This window comes from Geminicoccus sp. (assembly GCF_036263595.1).
Taxonomy (GTDB): Bacteria; Pseudomonadota; Alphaproteobacteria; order Geminicoccales; family Geminicoccaceae; genus Geminicoccus.
Genome location: NZ_DATAGQ010000204.1, coordinates 45180 through 58270 on the forward strand (window position 1 = coordinate 45180; position 13091 = coordinate 58270).

Sequence of the window (13091 nt, forward strand, 5' to 3'; positions counted from 1 at the left end):
GAGGCGTTCCATCGACCGACCTCCTCGACTTCGTGCTGAAGTCGCTCGATGACGACAAGGCTGTGGACCCGATCGTCGTCGATCTAGCTGGCAAGACCGCAATGGCCGACTTCATGGTCGTTGCTTCGGGCACATCACAGCGTCACATCTCGTCGATGGCCGAGAAGATCCTGCACGCCTTGAAGGAGCGCGGCATGAAGGACGCGTCGGGCGAAGGTCTGGGCGCCTCCGACTGGGTGCTGATCGACGCCGGCGACGTGATCATCCATCTGTTCAAGCCTGAGATGCGCAGCTTCTACGACATTGAGAAGCTGTGGTCGGTCGAGGCTCCCAAGCGGCTGGTCGTCAGCCCCGGCTGACGATGCATCGTGCGGGCGACGATCCTTGCCGTGGGCCGGCATCGTGACCCGTTGATCGACGGACTCGTCCAGCACTACCGGCAGCGCTGCCCGATGATCACGCCGATCGTCGAGGTTGAGAGCCGCAAGCGTCCCGATGATCCGGCCCGCCGCGAGGACGAGGCCAGGCTTCTGCTCGCCAAGGTTCCGGCCGGTGCCAGCGTCGTCGCGCTGGACGAGCGCGGGCGCCAGCTCACCAGCGTGCGGTTTGCCGAGCAGTTGCGGACTTGGCGGGACCAGGGCCAGCGCGACATCGCCTTCCTGATCGGCGGGGCCGATGGTCATGGGACAGCCGTAGCCGGGCGTGCCGACCTGAAGCTGGCGCTCGGCATGATGACCTGGCCGCACATGCTCGTGCGGGCCATGCTGGTCGAGCAGCTATATCGTGCCTCGACGATCCTTGCCGGACATCCCTATCATCGCAGCTGAGGGCTACCTGCCCTGGCGACCATCTGACGCTGCCGAGACGGGAAGAGCACGGGTGCGGGACTTTCAATTGCCGGGCCGCAGCCCGGCCATCGGCGTCGACGGCATGGCCGCGACATCCCATCCACTGGCGACGCTGGCGGCGGTGGACACGCTGCGCGCGGGCGGCAACGCCGTGGACGCGGCGATCGCGGCCGTGGCGGTGCAGTGCGTTGTCGAGCCGCAGATGGTCGGCATCGGCGGTGACATGTGGGCGCTCTATGCGCCTTCATCGGGCGGCGTGATCGCCGTCGACGGCAGCGGCCATGCTCCGGCGGGGGCTACGATCGAGCGGCTGCGGGGGGAAGGTCTGCAATCGATCCCGCAGGACAGCGCGCATGCCGTGACCGTGCCGGGTGCCGTCGCCGGCTGGTCCGCGCTTCTGCAGGCTCATGGCACGCGCAGCCTGCAGGAACTGCTGCGGCCGGCCATCAACTACGCCCGCAACGGTTTTCCGGTCCATCCCCGGGTCGCCTTCGACTGGGCGGGGGATGTTGCGGTGATCGGCAAGACCGAGGCTGGTCGCCGCTTCTACCTTCCAAACGGCCGCTCCCCCATGGTGGGCGAGGTCATCCGGCTGCCGGCGCTTGCGGCCACGCTGGAGAAGATCGGCAAGCATGGCGGGCGGGCGTTCTACGAAGGCGAGCTTGCGGCAGCGATGGTCCGGAGCCTGCGCGACTATGGCGGCACCCATACCGAGGACGATTTCGCCGCGTACCGGGCGGAGTTCGTCGAGCCGGTCTCGGCCAGCTATCGCGGCCTGACGGTCGTCGAATGCCCACCGGCCGGCCAGGGCATCGTGGCGCTGATGATCCTGCGGGCCCTGGAAGGCTTCGACCTCGCCTCCATGGACCCGCACGGCAGCGCGCGACACCATCTCTTGGCCGAAGCCACCAAGCTGGCCTATGCCGAGCGGGACCGCCATCTCGCCGATCCGCGTCACCTGGACGTGCCGGTCGATGCCCTGCTCGGCGAGGCGGCCATCACGACCATGCGCAGCCGGATGGTGCCGGACCGCTGCGGCTCCCATGCACCGCCTCCCCTTCTGGAAGCGCACAAGGACACGGTCTACCTGACGGTCGTCGATCGCGACCGCAATGCCTGCTCGTTGATCTGCTCGGTCTATGACGGCTTCGGCAGCGGCCTGGTCTGCCCCAGCACCGGCGTGGTGTTCCAGGATCGCGGGCGATCGTTCCGACTGGAGCCCGGCCACCCCAATGCGCTGGCCCCGCGCAAGCGCCCGTTGCACACCATCATCCCGGCCCTGGCCTTCGAGGGCGACCGCCTGTTCGCCTCGTTCGGCGTCATGGGCGGCCAGTATCAGCCGGTCGGTCATGCCCACGTCCTTTCGCTAGTGCGCGATCACGGCTTCGACCCGCAGGCTGCGATCGATGCCCCGCGCGCGATGGCCTATCCAGGTCCAGGCTTCGTCCTCGAACGAGGCTTCAGCAGCAAGGTCGGCCAGGAACTCCAGGCACTCGGGCATCAGGTCGAATGGGCACAGGAACCGTTCGGCGGCGGCCAGATGATCGCGCTCGATCACGAGCGTGGCGTCCTGTTCGGCGGCTCGGACCCGCGCAAGGACGGAATGGCGATCGGCATCTGACGCGCGGCCAGTCAGGCCAGGGGCAGGCGCCGGAACCGGCCGGGCCTGGCAGGATCCTGGAAATGGTCGAGCGGGCCGTTGTCCACGTAATGTCGGTGCCAGCAGGCCAGGGCCTCGTGGTCCAGCACCACGCCGAGGCCAGGACCTTGCGGCACGGCCACCATGTCGTCGCGTTGCCGGAACGGCCCGCCTTCGATCACGTCGCCCACCTGCCAGCGGAACAGCGACTGGGAGGGTTCGCTAATCCAGGGCATGGCGGCCGAGACGTGCAGGTAGGCGGCCGTGCAGACGCCGGTGTCGCCCGAATAGCACCAGAAGCCCACGCCCATCGCCTCGCAGGCGCCGATGAAGCGGATGGCCCGGGCGATCCCGCCCAGCACGGCGAAATTGACGACGATCGCCTCGGGCGTGCCGAGGGCGACGGCCCGGCGGATGTCGGGGATGTGCGTGGAAAACGGGATGGACGAATGCCGGCGCAGCGCCGCCATCTCCTCGAAGCTGCCGACAGGATCCTCATAGTTGCGGATGTCGAAGGGCTCGATCTCGCGCAGGATCCTGATCGCGGTCGGCAGCGACCACTGCATGTTGGAATCGAGCCGGATCACCGCTTGCGACCCCAGCGCCTCACGGAGCAGGCGCACCGTCCGGATCTCGATCAACGGGTCGCCCAGGATCAGCTTGCCCTCGAAGAGCGTGCTGCCATAGGCGCCATGCATCGCCAGGCAGTAGTCCGCGACCGCTTCGGGCGTCTCTTCCAGCCCCTCGCGAAAGCCGAAATATTCGGTGAACGGGATCTGGTCGCGTACCTTGCCGCCCAGCAGCTGGTACAAGGGCTGCCCCCACGCCTTGCCGCGCAGGTCCCACAGGCCGATCTCGATAGCACCGAACGCCTTGGCGACCGATGCGTTATCGGTGTTCTGGACGATCTGCCAGGGCGGCAGGCAACGGCTCTCGCAGGCGGCAATGTCCAGGGGATCCTCCCCGAGCAGGCGCTCGCCCATCTGCTCCACCGTCCGCAGTACATCCGTCGACGGCGCCTCGCCCAGTCCGACCAGGCCGGCATCGGTGCGGATCTCGATGATGACCTTGGAGGTGCCGGGGTAGAGGCCACCGCTCCACCACAAGGGAGCCTCCAGCGGAATGTTGACCGGCGTCGCCTTCAACTCGGTGATCCGCATGGCTGCCTCCTCGCCTTCCGGCGGACGCTTGCTCCCTAGTCGTGCACGGCCGGCATCGGATGGATGGTTACCTCGACATCCGGCACCAGCTCGTCCAGCTCCAGCTCGACACGGTCCATGATAGCGCGCGCGTCCGACACCGTCGTGTCCGGCGCGAGCTCGATGTGGAACTCCACGATCCGGGTGCCGCTCGCCTGGCGGGTGCGCAGGTCGTACATGGCGACGATGTCGGCATCGGCACGGACCACCGCCTCGATGCGGGCGCGCAACTCGGCCGGCAGCGGCCGGTCGAGTAGCGTGCCGACGGCGTCGCGCCCGATCCGGTAGGCCATGAAGAGAAGATAGATCGCGAGGGCGCCGCCGATCAGCGGGTCGAGCCTGTGCAGGCCGTAGATCCCGGCGCCGACGAGCGACAGGACGACGGCGATGTTCGTGAAGAGGTCGCTCTCGTAATGAGCCCGGTCGGCGGCGATCGCGGAGGAACCGGTCAGCGCCACCACCCGGCGCTGGTAGATCATCAGGCCCAGCGTCGCGACGAGCGACACCATCATCACGGCGAGCCCGCTCACCTCGTGGCCGAGCGGCTGGACGTAGATCAGCTGCCTGACCGCGATGCACAGGGCGAACAGGCCGGCACCGGCCACAAAGGCCGACTGGGTCAGGGCGGAGACCGCTTCCAGCCTGCCCTGGCCCAGCTGGTAGCCCGGCTCGGGCGGCTGCTGCGCCCCTCGCAGGCTCAGCCAGATCATGCCGGACGCAGCGACATCGGCGAAACTGTCGACGGCCGAGCTCATCATGGCCACCGAACCCGTGCCGATGACGGCCGCGAGCTTCAGGACCGCCAAGCCGACGGCGACCAGCAGGCTCGTACGCGACGCGGCCACGGCAAGCCGCCAGCGGTCGGCCATCGGGGCCTCGGATGGCGGAGGCGTCCCCTGGCCCTCCGTCGTCGTTACGGAAGGAGCGGGGATGGTGGGGGTCTCGTTCATGGTCACCCCGGCCGTTTGCCCCCAACTCCACCAGCGATCAAGCAGCGAAACATGCCGCCAGCTCAGTGGAAGGAGGGCGGCGACATGCCGACGGCGCCGGGACCGACCGTGACAAGGCCGGCAAGCCGGTCGCCCAGCGCCATCGCCCCGGTCAGCCCACGGGTCAGACGGCCGATCATCCGCCCGAAGCTTTCGCTCGGGTCGGGGTACAGCACGAGCGCCACCTCGTCCTCCTCCCGCAGGCCCATCTGCTTCTTCGTGGCGCCGATCGCCTCGAACAGCCCGCCCAGCTCGTCGACCAGGCCCGCCGGCTTGGCCTGCGCACCCGTCCAGACCCTGCCCCGGGCGACGTCCTCGACCTGGACCGCCGTCAGGCCGCGGCCGGCGGCGACCCTGTCCTTGAAGGCAGCGTAGATCGCATCCACCGACGCGTTCACCTTGGCGAGTTCGGCAGGCGTGTAGGGCTTGTTCAACGACCAGATGCCAGCAGCCTCGCTCCGGCTGGTCAGGGTCCAGTTGACGTCGAGCCATGCCCATAGCGCATCGAGCACGGGCTTGCCGGCGATGACGCCGATCGAGCCGGTCAGCGTCGCGGGATTGGCCATGATCACGTCGGCATCGGCAGCGATCCAGTAGCCCCCGGAGCCCGCGACATCGCCCATGCTCACGACGACCGGCTTGCCCGCGTCCTTGAGCCGCTCGATCTCCCGACTGATCGTCTCCGAGGCGACGGGCGATCCGCCGGGTGAGGAGATGCGGAACAGCACGGCCCGGACCGATTGGTCCTCGCGCGCTGCCGAGAGGGCCGCCGCGACGTCGTCGGCGGCGGCCGTGCTGTCGTCGAAGCCGGTCGTTCCCCGCAAGATCGGGCCGAGCGCATGGACGACCGCGATCACCGGGGCGCTTTCCGGTGCTGCCCGCTCGCCACGCTCGGCGTAGTCGTCCAGGTCGACCCGCTGCAGCCGCCCACCGTCAGGGGCCCCGGCACCACGGCGCAGTTCCTCCAGCAGCACGTCCTCGAACGCCAGCCGGTCGATCAGGCCCGCAGCCAGCGCGGCCTGCCCCGTATACGGGCCGCCATCAATCAGGCCGTCGATGCGTCCGGCTACGGCCGGGCGGGACCGCTCGATGTCCGCCCTGAACTGCTCGTCCAGCGACCCGATCAGCGCCTCGCTCATCTCCCGATGGGCCGGAGACGGCTCGCTTGCGGCCACGAAGTCCAGGGCTGTCTTGTATTCGCTGCGCCGGGTGACTTCCAGCTCGATGCCGAGCTTGGCCAGGAGCCCCTCCGCGAACGGCTCTTCCAGGGCCAGACCAGTGAGCCCGACCGATCCCATGGGCTGGATGGTGATCTGCTGGAAGGCGCTGGCCAGGTAGTAGCCTTCATTGCCGGGCGACAGTTCACCCAGGCTGTCCGCAAAGGCGATCGTGGACTTGCCCGCGGCCGCCACGCGCAGGACCGCCTGCCGCAGCTCCTGGGTGACGGCCAGGCCGCGCGGCGCCTCGTCCAGCCGTGCATAGACGGCCTTGACCCTGGGATCGCCCGCTGCCCTGTCCAGCGCCCGGACCAGGTCCAGCAGCCTGTAGTCCTCGCGCGGCGCCAGCCAGCCCGCCCCGAAGCCTGCGGTTCCCTCCAGCACCGGGCGCCGCAGGTCGAGCGTCAGCAGCATCGAATCGGGCAACGGCTCGGGACCGGAACGGACGAACCACCAGATCAGCCCGCCCACGGCAAGGCCGAAGACCAGGACCAGCGCACCCAGCGTGGCAAGCAGGCCGATCAGGAAACGCCGCATCCGAACTCTCCTGCAGCCTCGTCCGCCGCATCACGATCTGGACCAGACACCGGGAGGCCATGCCCTCAGTGCAATGCCGCCTCGGCCCTGGCGGAAGCAAGGTTCCCCCTTACCCGGGCGCGCTCGCTGGCTGTCTTCAGCTGGCCGCAGGCAGCAAGGATGTCGCGCCCGCGCGGCACCCGCACCGGGCTCGAATAGCCGGCATCCTCGACGATCTGGGCGAACGCCCGGATCCGGTTGTTCGAGGAGCACTGGTAGATCGTGCCGGGCCATGGGTTGAACGGGATGAGGTTGACCTTGGCCGGCATGCCCTGCAGCAGCCGGACCAGCTCGCGCGCATCGGCGTCGCTGTCGTTCACGCCGGCCAGCATCACGTACTCGAACGTGATCGGCTTGTTCCGGTGCGGATAGGCGCGGCAGGCGTCGAGCAGCTCGGCGATCTTCCATTTGCGATTGACCGGCACGAGCTCGTCCCGCAGGTCGTCGCGGACCGCATGCAGGGAGATGGCAAGGCCGGTGCCGAGTTCCTCCCCCCACTGGACGATCCTCGGCACCACGCCCGAGGTCGACAGCGTGATCTTGTGGCGGGACATGCCGATCCCGTCGCCGTCCGTCGCCAGCTTCATCGCAGCGGCGATGCCGTCATAATTGAACAGGGGCTCGCCCATGCCCATCACCACGATGTTGGTGAAGAGCCGGTCGTCGCGCGGCGAGGGCCACTCGCCCAGGGCGTCGCGTGCCACCAGCAGTTGCGCCAGGATCTCGCCCGCCTGGAGGTTGCGCACGAGCGGCATGGTGCCGGTATGGCAGAACTTGCAGGTCAGCGTGCAGCCGACCTGAGTCGAGACGCACAAGGCCCCCCGGTCGGTCTGCGGGATGAAGACACACTCCACCTCCTGACCGTCGAAGAAGCGCAGGAGCCACTTCCGGGTGCCGTCGCTCGACTGCTGCTCGACCACGATCTCCGGCCGCGCCACCGAGAACTGCTCGGCCAGCTTGGCGCGCAGGTCCTTGGACAGTGTCGTCATCTCGTCGAACGAGCGCGCACCGCGATGGTAGATCCAATGGAAGAGCTGGCGGGCCCGCAGGGACCGCTTGCCTTCGGGCTCGCCAAGCTCGCCCAGCACCGCCGCCAGACCAGCCCGGTCAGCGCCGATCAGGCTGGGCAGGCCGTCGGCCGCCAGCTTCTTCCTCAACTGTTGCACGATCGTTCAGCCTCGAAGGGGGCCCGGCACGGCCAGCGAGGCACTTTTGCCGCACGCTGCCGCCAGGGCTGAATATGCGTCCGAAAATCCTGAAAGGGAGTAGGTGTCGCTAGATTTGGTGTCGCGCGTCGAGGTCGCCTGGACCAGGGCCTCCCTGCCGCGCCGCATCGCGGCGATCGCCGCCTTGTCGTCCTCGGCGCTCTTCGCCCAGGCCTGCTCGTCATTGGTAAAGAAGCTGAAGGCGGTGCCGTCGATGCGGACGGAGACCTCGCTGTCCTTCTTGTACGCGTAGCCGGTCCGCACGCTCACCTCGTCGATGGGCGGGTTGGACGGGATGCGCGCCACGATGATGAACGGGTTGCCGCGGGACTTGTAGGTTCCTTCCTGCTTCTTCGGCTCCGAGGCGATGTAGCAGAGCTTCTCGTCGCCTTCGACGACGTAGAGGTTCCAGTCCCGGTGGTTGGACAGGAGCTTGGGCGCGGCTTCGGCAAAGGTCGGGACGAACGCGGCAAGAGACAAGACGACAGCGGCGAGCGCCTTCATGCAACTCGGCTCCGGAGGCAGTGATCATGGACTCCGGTGATCATAACCATACGGGCCCGCAATCTGAAGAGGGCGCAGTGCCCTTCAGTCCCGCCCGCTGCGCCGCAGGACCACGTTGCCGTGAACATGGGGGGCCGGCGGGACGACGGGGCCGCCCGCCATGACCGGCCGCTCGCCGAACCGGCCGAGCGTGATCTGCCGGTCGTACATCACGATCGCGGCCGCGATGGCGAGGTTGACGCAGAACCGGGTCGGGATCCGGACGACATGGTCGCAGCGCGCCAGCATCGCCGGGGTCAGCGAAGCCCGCTCTGGTCCGAACACATAGGCGGCCGCGGACGGATGGCGAAACGACGGCAGCGGCACGGCATCGTCGGTCAGTTCCACCCCCACCAGCTTGCAGCCATGCGGCAGCTTCATCTCGTCCGGGCTGCCATAGCGGAAGACGGGCAGGCTCAGGTTCGCCTTGGACGTATCGGTGCGGCTGGCGTCCCGCAGCGTGGCGACAGGGTCCACCAGGAACAGATAGGCGGCCCCGAAGGCATGGGCCGTCCGCATCAGGTTGCCGAAATTGACCTCCTTCGAGATCGCCTCGGCGCCGATCGCGAACCAGCCGCGAAGTTGTTGTTCGAACATGAGCGGCCATGTAGCTGCGCGCCAGCGGATCCGGAAGGCTCCTTGGCGACCGTGCCCGGAGCGTTGGCCCGCGCCACGCTTCCGGATCTTTCACAAGGCGCCTGTCAGGACTAGGGTCGGGCCCGCTTTCTCGGATGGAATCGCGCCATGCGTGCACTGGTCTGCGAGCAGACGGTCGGGATCGAAGGAGTTGCCCTGCGCCAGCTGCGTGATCCGGAGCCGGGAGCCTGCCATGTGCGGATCGACGTGGCGGCCGCGGGCGTCAATTTCGCCGACCTCCTGATGCTGGAGGGCAAGTACCAGGACCGCCCCGCCCTGCCCTTCGTGCCCGGCCTCGAGATCGCGGGCACCATCGACAAGGTGGGAGCCGGCGCCATCATGGGCGGCGTCGAGCCCGGGCAGCGTGTCCTGGCCTTCCTGGACCATGGCGGGTTCGCCGAGAAGACGCTCGCGCGTGCCGAGGACGTCATCCCGATCCCGGACGATATCGACGACCTGACGGCTGCGGCCATGGCCCTCACCTACGGCACGGCCTTTGGCGCCCTATCCTGGCGGGCGCAACTGCTCCCGGGCGAAGTGCTGCTCGTGCATGGCGCAGCCGGCGGCGTGGGGCTGGCGGCGGTGGAGGTCGGACGGGCGCTGGGCGCCACCGTGATCGCGACGGCGCGGGGATCCGAGCGGGCGGCGCTCGCGCGCGAGCACGGCGCCCATCATGCCCTGGACAGCGACGACCCCGAGCTTCGCACCGTCATCAAGGACATCACCGGCGGCCGCGGCGTCGACGTGGTGTTCGATCCCGTCGGCGGCGCGATGTTCGATCTGTCGCTGCGGGTCACCGCCTGGGAGGGGCGGATCGTCGTCGTTGGGTTCGCATCCGGAGTCATCCCGCAGATCCCGGCAAACCTGCTCCTGGTCAAGAACGTCTCGGCCATGGGCTTCTTCTGGGGAAGCTACCGCAAGCACGACCCGGGCCGGCTACGGGAAAGCTTCGAGCAGATCTTCGAATGGCTGGAAGAAGGCAAGATCCGGCCGCACATCTCCGACGTCATCCCGCTGGACCGGGCCAAGGACGCCTTTTCGCTGCTCAAGCACCGCAGGAGCACCGGGAAGGTCGTGGTGCAGATCGCTGCCGGCCAGGCCGGGCCCGGGCGATAGGCAGGAGCAGGCGGTGGACAGCCGCCAAGCCCCTCAGGGCAGGCTGGCTGCAGCGGCCAGGCGCTCATGGGCCAGGGCCTGCCTTCGCCGCACGGTCTCGCGATGGATGATGTAGATGCCGGATGCGATGACGATAGCGGTGCCGAGCCAGGTCCATTGGTCGGGAAGCGCGTCGCCGAATACCACCAGCCCGATGACCGCCGCGTAGAGCATCTGCACGTACTGGAAAGGTGCCACGATCCCGGCCTCGGCCTTGCTGTAGGCCAGCGACATCAGCGTGAAGCCGGCACCGCCCATCAGCCCGCCCACGAGCGAGATCAGCAGTTGCGGCCCGGTGGGCGTGGTCCATACGAACGGCAGCAGCGGCAGCATGCCGGCGAAGATGCCGACATTGACCCAGACGGCGAAGCTGCTGGGATGGTCGTCCGGTGCCAGCCGGATGATCGCGTGGATGAAACCCCAGAGGCCCGAGGCCGCCAGCATGCAGATCGCGGCAGGACCCAGAAGGCCGCTGCCGGGCCGCAGCATGATCAGCACTCCCAGAAAGCCGACGGCGACCGCGGACCAGCGCCGCCAGCCCACCTTCTCGCCGAGGATCGGCACCGAGAGGGCCGTGATGATCAGCGGCTGGCTGAATGCGATCGCATAGGCGTCGGTCAGCGGAAGCACGGCATAGGCGTAGAACACCAGGATGCAGGCAAAGGGCGCCAGGATCGCGCGCGTGAGGTGCAGCCGGACATTGCGCGGCCTGAGCAGGCGCAGGCCACCAGCCGACATCGCCCAGATCGTCGGTGCGACTAGACAGCCCAGCGCGTTCAGGGCGGCCGTCTGAACGACGTGCCACTCCTCGCCCAGGAACTTCACGGCCGTGTCCTGCAGCGTGAACACGAAGAACGAGAGCAGGGCGATCAGGATGGCGGGGAGATTCGACTGGGCGCTCATGCGGTGGGAGTCCTGCGGCGGACCGCTTCACGGTGGAACACGTAGATGCCGGACGCGGCGACGATCCCCGCCCCCATGAGGGTGGTCCATGTCGGTATGTCGCCGAACAGGAGGAAGCCGACGATCAGGCCGTAGACCATCTGGCTGTACTGGAAGGGCGCGATGATCCCGGCCTCGGCCTGATGATAGGCCTGCACCAGGAGGGTGAAGGCGCTGCCGGCAATGGCGCCGGCGACCAGGCCGATCCCTGCCTCGAACAGGGTCGGCACGACGCCGACGAAGGGCATTGCGGCCGAGGCGATCAGCACGGTGGCGATGTTCCCGTAGAACGAGAAGGTCTCGACCGGCTCGCTGGAACGCATCCAGCGCAGGAAGACGGTTCCGCAGGCATGGAGGAACGCCCCCAGCACCACGAGGAGGCGCACGGCCTCGAGGCCGCCCGTCGGGTTCAGCATCACAAGCACGCCGCCAAAGCCGACCGCGACCGCCGCCCATCGCCGCCATCCGACCTGCTCCTTCAGGAGCGGGACGGACAGGGCGGTCGCGATCAGCGGCGACGTGAACAGGATGGCGTACACGTCGGCCAGCGACAGGCTGCCGTAGCTGGAGAAGACCAGGATCGTCGACACGAACGAGAAGCACCATCGCATGAGGTGGCGATGCAGCACGCGGGTCCTCAGGCGGTGCACGCCTCCACGGACCTGGGCGATGATGACCGAGGTGGCGAGCGCACCGCCGGAAACGAACAGCATGACCTGCAGGACGTGCCAGTGACCGCTGAGCAGCTTCACGACCGTGTCCATGCCCGTGAACATCAGGAAGCTGGTGAGCGCCAGAAGAATACCCTGCCGGCGTGCCGTGACGGCGGCCGCCTGACCATCCATGTTCGTCGTTCCGGGTGTTGGTGCACGCCGCGGTAGCGGAAGACGATGCCCCACTTCAACCGGATTGCCGCTGCTGGAACTGTTATGTTGCCGCAGTCTGGCCCGCCTGTCGGCGGCCTGTTCAGTGCGTGCTTGGCTTGGGACGCGCCTGCTGGCCCACACCCGGCTGCAGCGTGACGCGATGGTCCTCGCCCGCTGCATAGGCATGGTCGAAGCCCGCCGCGACCAGGTCGGGCGCGAACTGACGGACCCGCTCCCGGCCCCTCGCGGCCAGGTCGTCGACCAGGGTCGGGTCGGCGACCAGCCTGTCGAGCTGGGATCGCAGTGCCGCGACATCGCCGGCCGGGACGCAGATGCCGGCGTCGCCCACCACTTCCTGGCATCCCGGGGCCGTGGTGGTCACCACGGCGCAACCGGCACCCATCGCCTCGAGCAGGACCATGGGGAAGTTCTCGTGCGAGGATGGCAGGACGAAGATCGAGGCGGTGGCATAGAGCTCCGCCAGCGCTTCGCGGTCGATAAAGCCCCTGAAGTCGACGGGGCATGACAGCGACTTGGCGAGTTCGCGAAGCACCGGCGCGTGGGGTCCATCGCCCGCCACGATCAACTCGACATCCTTCATGCCGGCGACCGCCGCGATCAGGTCCTGCACGCCCTTGCGCCGGACCAGCCTCGTCGCCACCAGGATGCGCCCGCGCACTCTCGCCCGATCGGGCACGCTACCCGAGGCGGCGAATGCATTCGGGACCAGCAGCGCATCCGGTCCACCTGCCGATGCGATCAGTCTGGCCAGATGCTGCGAAGGCACCGTCATGCTGTCCGCGCCATTCGCGAGATAGCGCCAGTAGGGCCGGATCAGGCGGTGGATCAGGCTGAACCTGTCCGGGTTGTAGCCCGGCACGTCGGAGCCGTGCGCGGTCAGGACGAGGGGCAGTCCATGGCGCGTCGCAAGTGGCCTTGCCACGATGGCACCGGGCACCACGAAATGGGCATGGACGACATCGAACGTCGAGGCCCGCAGCAAGGCGTCGCCGGCCAGGAACGCGCTTGGAAGCCAGCTGGCCAGTTCGGGTGCGGTCGAGTAGTGCCGGGCGCGCCGCCAGCAGGCGGTTCTGACCACCTGGACGCCTCGCACCGTTTCGGTGCGGGGCAGGTCCGGCATGCCCGAGGTCAGCACCACGACCTCGTGGCCTTCCCGCACCTGCTCCTCGGCCAGCGTGCGCGCAGCCGTCGCCCCACCGCCCCCGATCGGCGGATACTCGTGGCTGACTAGCAATATCCTCTTGTGATGAGCCGT

The 13091-nt window shown here is 68.3% G+C and carries 13 protein-coding genes; 4 read left to right on the forward strand and 9 right to left on the reverse strand.

Features of this window, described 5'->3' with window-relative positions; translation table 11 throughout:
• Nucleotides 1-32 precede the first annotated feature (32 nt).
• The 3 genes from rsfS to ggt are packed head-to-tail and all read left to right on the forward strand — an operon-like array spanning nucleotide 33 to nucleotide 2469.
• Nucleotides 33-359, forward strand: coding sequence for a ribosome silencing factor (rsfS, locus tag VHL31_RS22845; protein WP_329663555.1), 327 nt, complete (start codon nucleotides 33-35; stop codon nucleotides 357-359).
• Nucleotides 360-368: 9 nt separating this feature from the next.
• Nucleotides 369-827: a 23S rRNA (pseudouridine(1915)-N(3))-methyltransferase RlmH gene (gene rlmH, locus VHL31_RS22850; protein ID WP_329663556.1), complete on the forward strand. Its 459-nt coding sequence runs from the start codon at nucleotides 369-371 to the stop codon at nucleotides 825-827.
• 52 nt (nucleotides 828-879) lie between these two features.
• Nucleotides 880-2469: a gamma-glutamyltransferase gene (gene ggt, locus VHL31_RS22855; protein ID WP_329663557.1), complete on the forward strand. Its 1590-nt coding sequence runs from the start codon at nucleotides 880-882 to the stop codon at nucleotides 2467-2469.
• An 11-nt stretch (nucleotides 2470-2480) separates the two neighbouring features.
• On the opposite strand, the gene VHL31_RS22860 is transcribed toward ggt, so the two are convergent.
• From VHL31_RS22860 to VHL31_RS22885, 6 genes are all read right to left on the reverse strand, one after another.
• Nucleotides 2481-3647, reverse strand: a complete 1167-nt coding sequence (locus VHL31_RS22860) for a mandelate racemase/muconate lactonizing enzyme family protein (RefSeq protein WP_329663558.1) — start codon at nucleotides 3645-3647, stop codon at nucleotides 2481-2483.
• Between the two features lie 35 nt (nucleotides 3648-3682).
• Entirely contained in the window at nucleotides 3683-4555 is an 873-nt protein-coding gene (locus VHL31_RS22865) for a cation diffusion facilitator family transporter (protein ID WP_329663559.1), read from the reverse strand.
• A gap of 143 nt (nucleotides 4556-4698) precedes the next feature.
• The gene (locus VHL31_RS22870) at nucleotides 4699-6429 is read right to left on the reverse strand and encodes a S49 family peptidase (RefSeq protein ID WP_329663560.1); all 1731 of its coding nucleotides are present in this window, start codon (nucleotides 6427-6429) and stop codon (nucleotides 4699-4701) included.
• Between the two features lie 65 nt (nucleotides 6430-6494).
• The gene (rlmN, locus tag VHL31_RS22875; protein ID WP_329663561.1) at nucleotides 6495-7625 is read right to left on the reverse strand and encodes a 23S rRNA (adenine(2503)-C(2))-methyltransferase RlmN; all 1131 of its coding nucleotides are present in this window, start codon (nucleotides 7623-7625) and stop codon (nucleotides 6495-6497) included.
• Between the two features lie 15 nt (nucleotides 7626-7640).
• Nucleotides 7641-8177, reverse strand: coding sequence for an invasion associated locus B family protein (locus VHL31_RS22880; protein ID WP_329663562.1), 537 nt, complete (start codon nucleotides 8175-8177; stop codon nucleotides 7641-7643).
• Between the two features lie 84 nt (nucleotides 8178-8261).
• A complete protein-coding gene (locus VHL31_RS22885) occupies nucleotides 8262-8813 on the reverse strand; it encodes an RNA methyltransferase (protein WP_329663563.1) in 552 nt (183 codons plus the stop codon).
• A 147-nt stretch (nucleotides 8814-8960) separates the two neighbouring features.
• Between VHL31_RS22885 and VHL31_RS22890 the strand changes: the two genes are divergently transcribed.
• Complete coding sequence (locus VHL31_RS22890; RefSeq protein WP_329663564.1) at nucleotides 8961-9968, forward strand: NADPH:quinone oxidoreductase family protein; 1008 nt, start codon at nucleotides 8961-8963, stop codon at nucleotides 9966-9968.
• A 33-nt stretch (nucleotides 9969-10001) separates the two neighbouring features.
• Here the strand turns inward: VHL31_RS22890 and VHL31_RS22895 are convergent, their stop codons facing one another.
• The 3 genes from VHL31_RS22895 to VHL31_RS22905 all read right to left on the reverse strand — a co-directional run.
• A complete protein-coding gene (locus VHL31_RS22895) occupies nucleotides 10002-10910 on the reverse strand; it encodes a DMT family transporter (protein ID WP_329663565.1) in 909 nt (302 codons plus the stop codon).
• Nucleotides 10907-11794, reverse strand: coding sequence for a DMT family transporter (locus VHL31_RS22900; RefSeq protein ID WP_329663566.1), 888 nt, complete (start codon nucleotides 11792-11794; stop codon nucleotides 10907-10909). Before VHL31_RS22900 ends, VHL31_RS22895 begins: the two co-directional genes overlap by 4 nt.
• Nucleotides 11795-11915: 121 nt before the next feature.
• A partial coding sequence (locus VHL31_RS22905) for a glycosyltransferase family 4 protein (RefSeq protein WP_329663567.1) occupies nucleotides 11916-13091 on the reverse strand: 1176 nt, incomplete at its 5' end.

What these genes read in the sequence shown, in the direction of transcription:
- VHL31_RS22860 (WP_329663558.1), bottom strand. Translation starts at nt 3,647, where the DNA reads ATGCGGATCACCGAGTTGAAGGCGACGCCGGTCAACATTCCGCTGGAG.
- VHL31_RS22865 (WP_329663559.1), bottom strand. Translation starts at nt 4,555, where the DNA reads ATGGCCGACCGCTGGCGGCTTGCCGTGGCCGCGTCGCGTACGAGCCTG.
- VHL31_RS22870 (WP_329663560.1), bottom strand. Translation starts at nt 6,429, where the DNA reads ATGCGGCGTTTCCTGATCGGCCTGCTTGCCACGCTGGGTGCGCTGGTC.
- VHL31_RS22880 (WP_329663562.1), bottom strand. Translation starts at nt 8,177, where the DNA reads ATGAAGGCGCTCGCCGCTGTCGTCTTGTCTCTTGCCGCGTTCGTCCCG.
- VHL31_RS22885 (WP_329663563.1), bottom strand. Translation starts at nt 8,813, where the DNA reads ATGTTCGAACAACAACTTCGCGGCTGGTTCGCGATCGGCGCCGAGGCG.
- VHL31_RS22890 (WP_329663564.1), top strand. Translation starts at nt 8,961, where the DNA reads ATGCGTGCACTGGTCTGCGAGCAGACGGTCGGGATCGAAGGAGTTGCC.
- VHL31_RS22895 (WP_329663565.1), bottom strand. Translation starts at nt 10,910, where the DNA reads ATGAGCGCCCAGTCGAATCTCCCCGCCATCCTGATCGCCCTGCTCTCG.
- VHL31_RS22900 (WP_329663566.1), bottom strand. Translation starts at nt 11,794, where the DNA reads ATGGATGGTCAGGCGGCCGCCGTCACGGCACGCCGGCAGGGTATTCTT.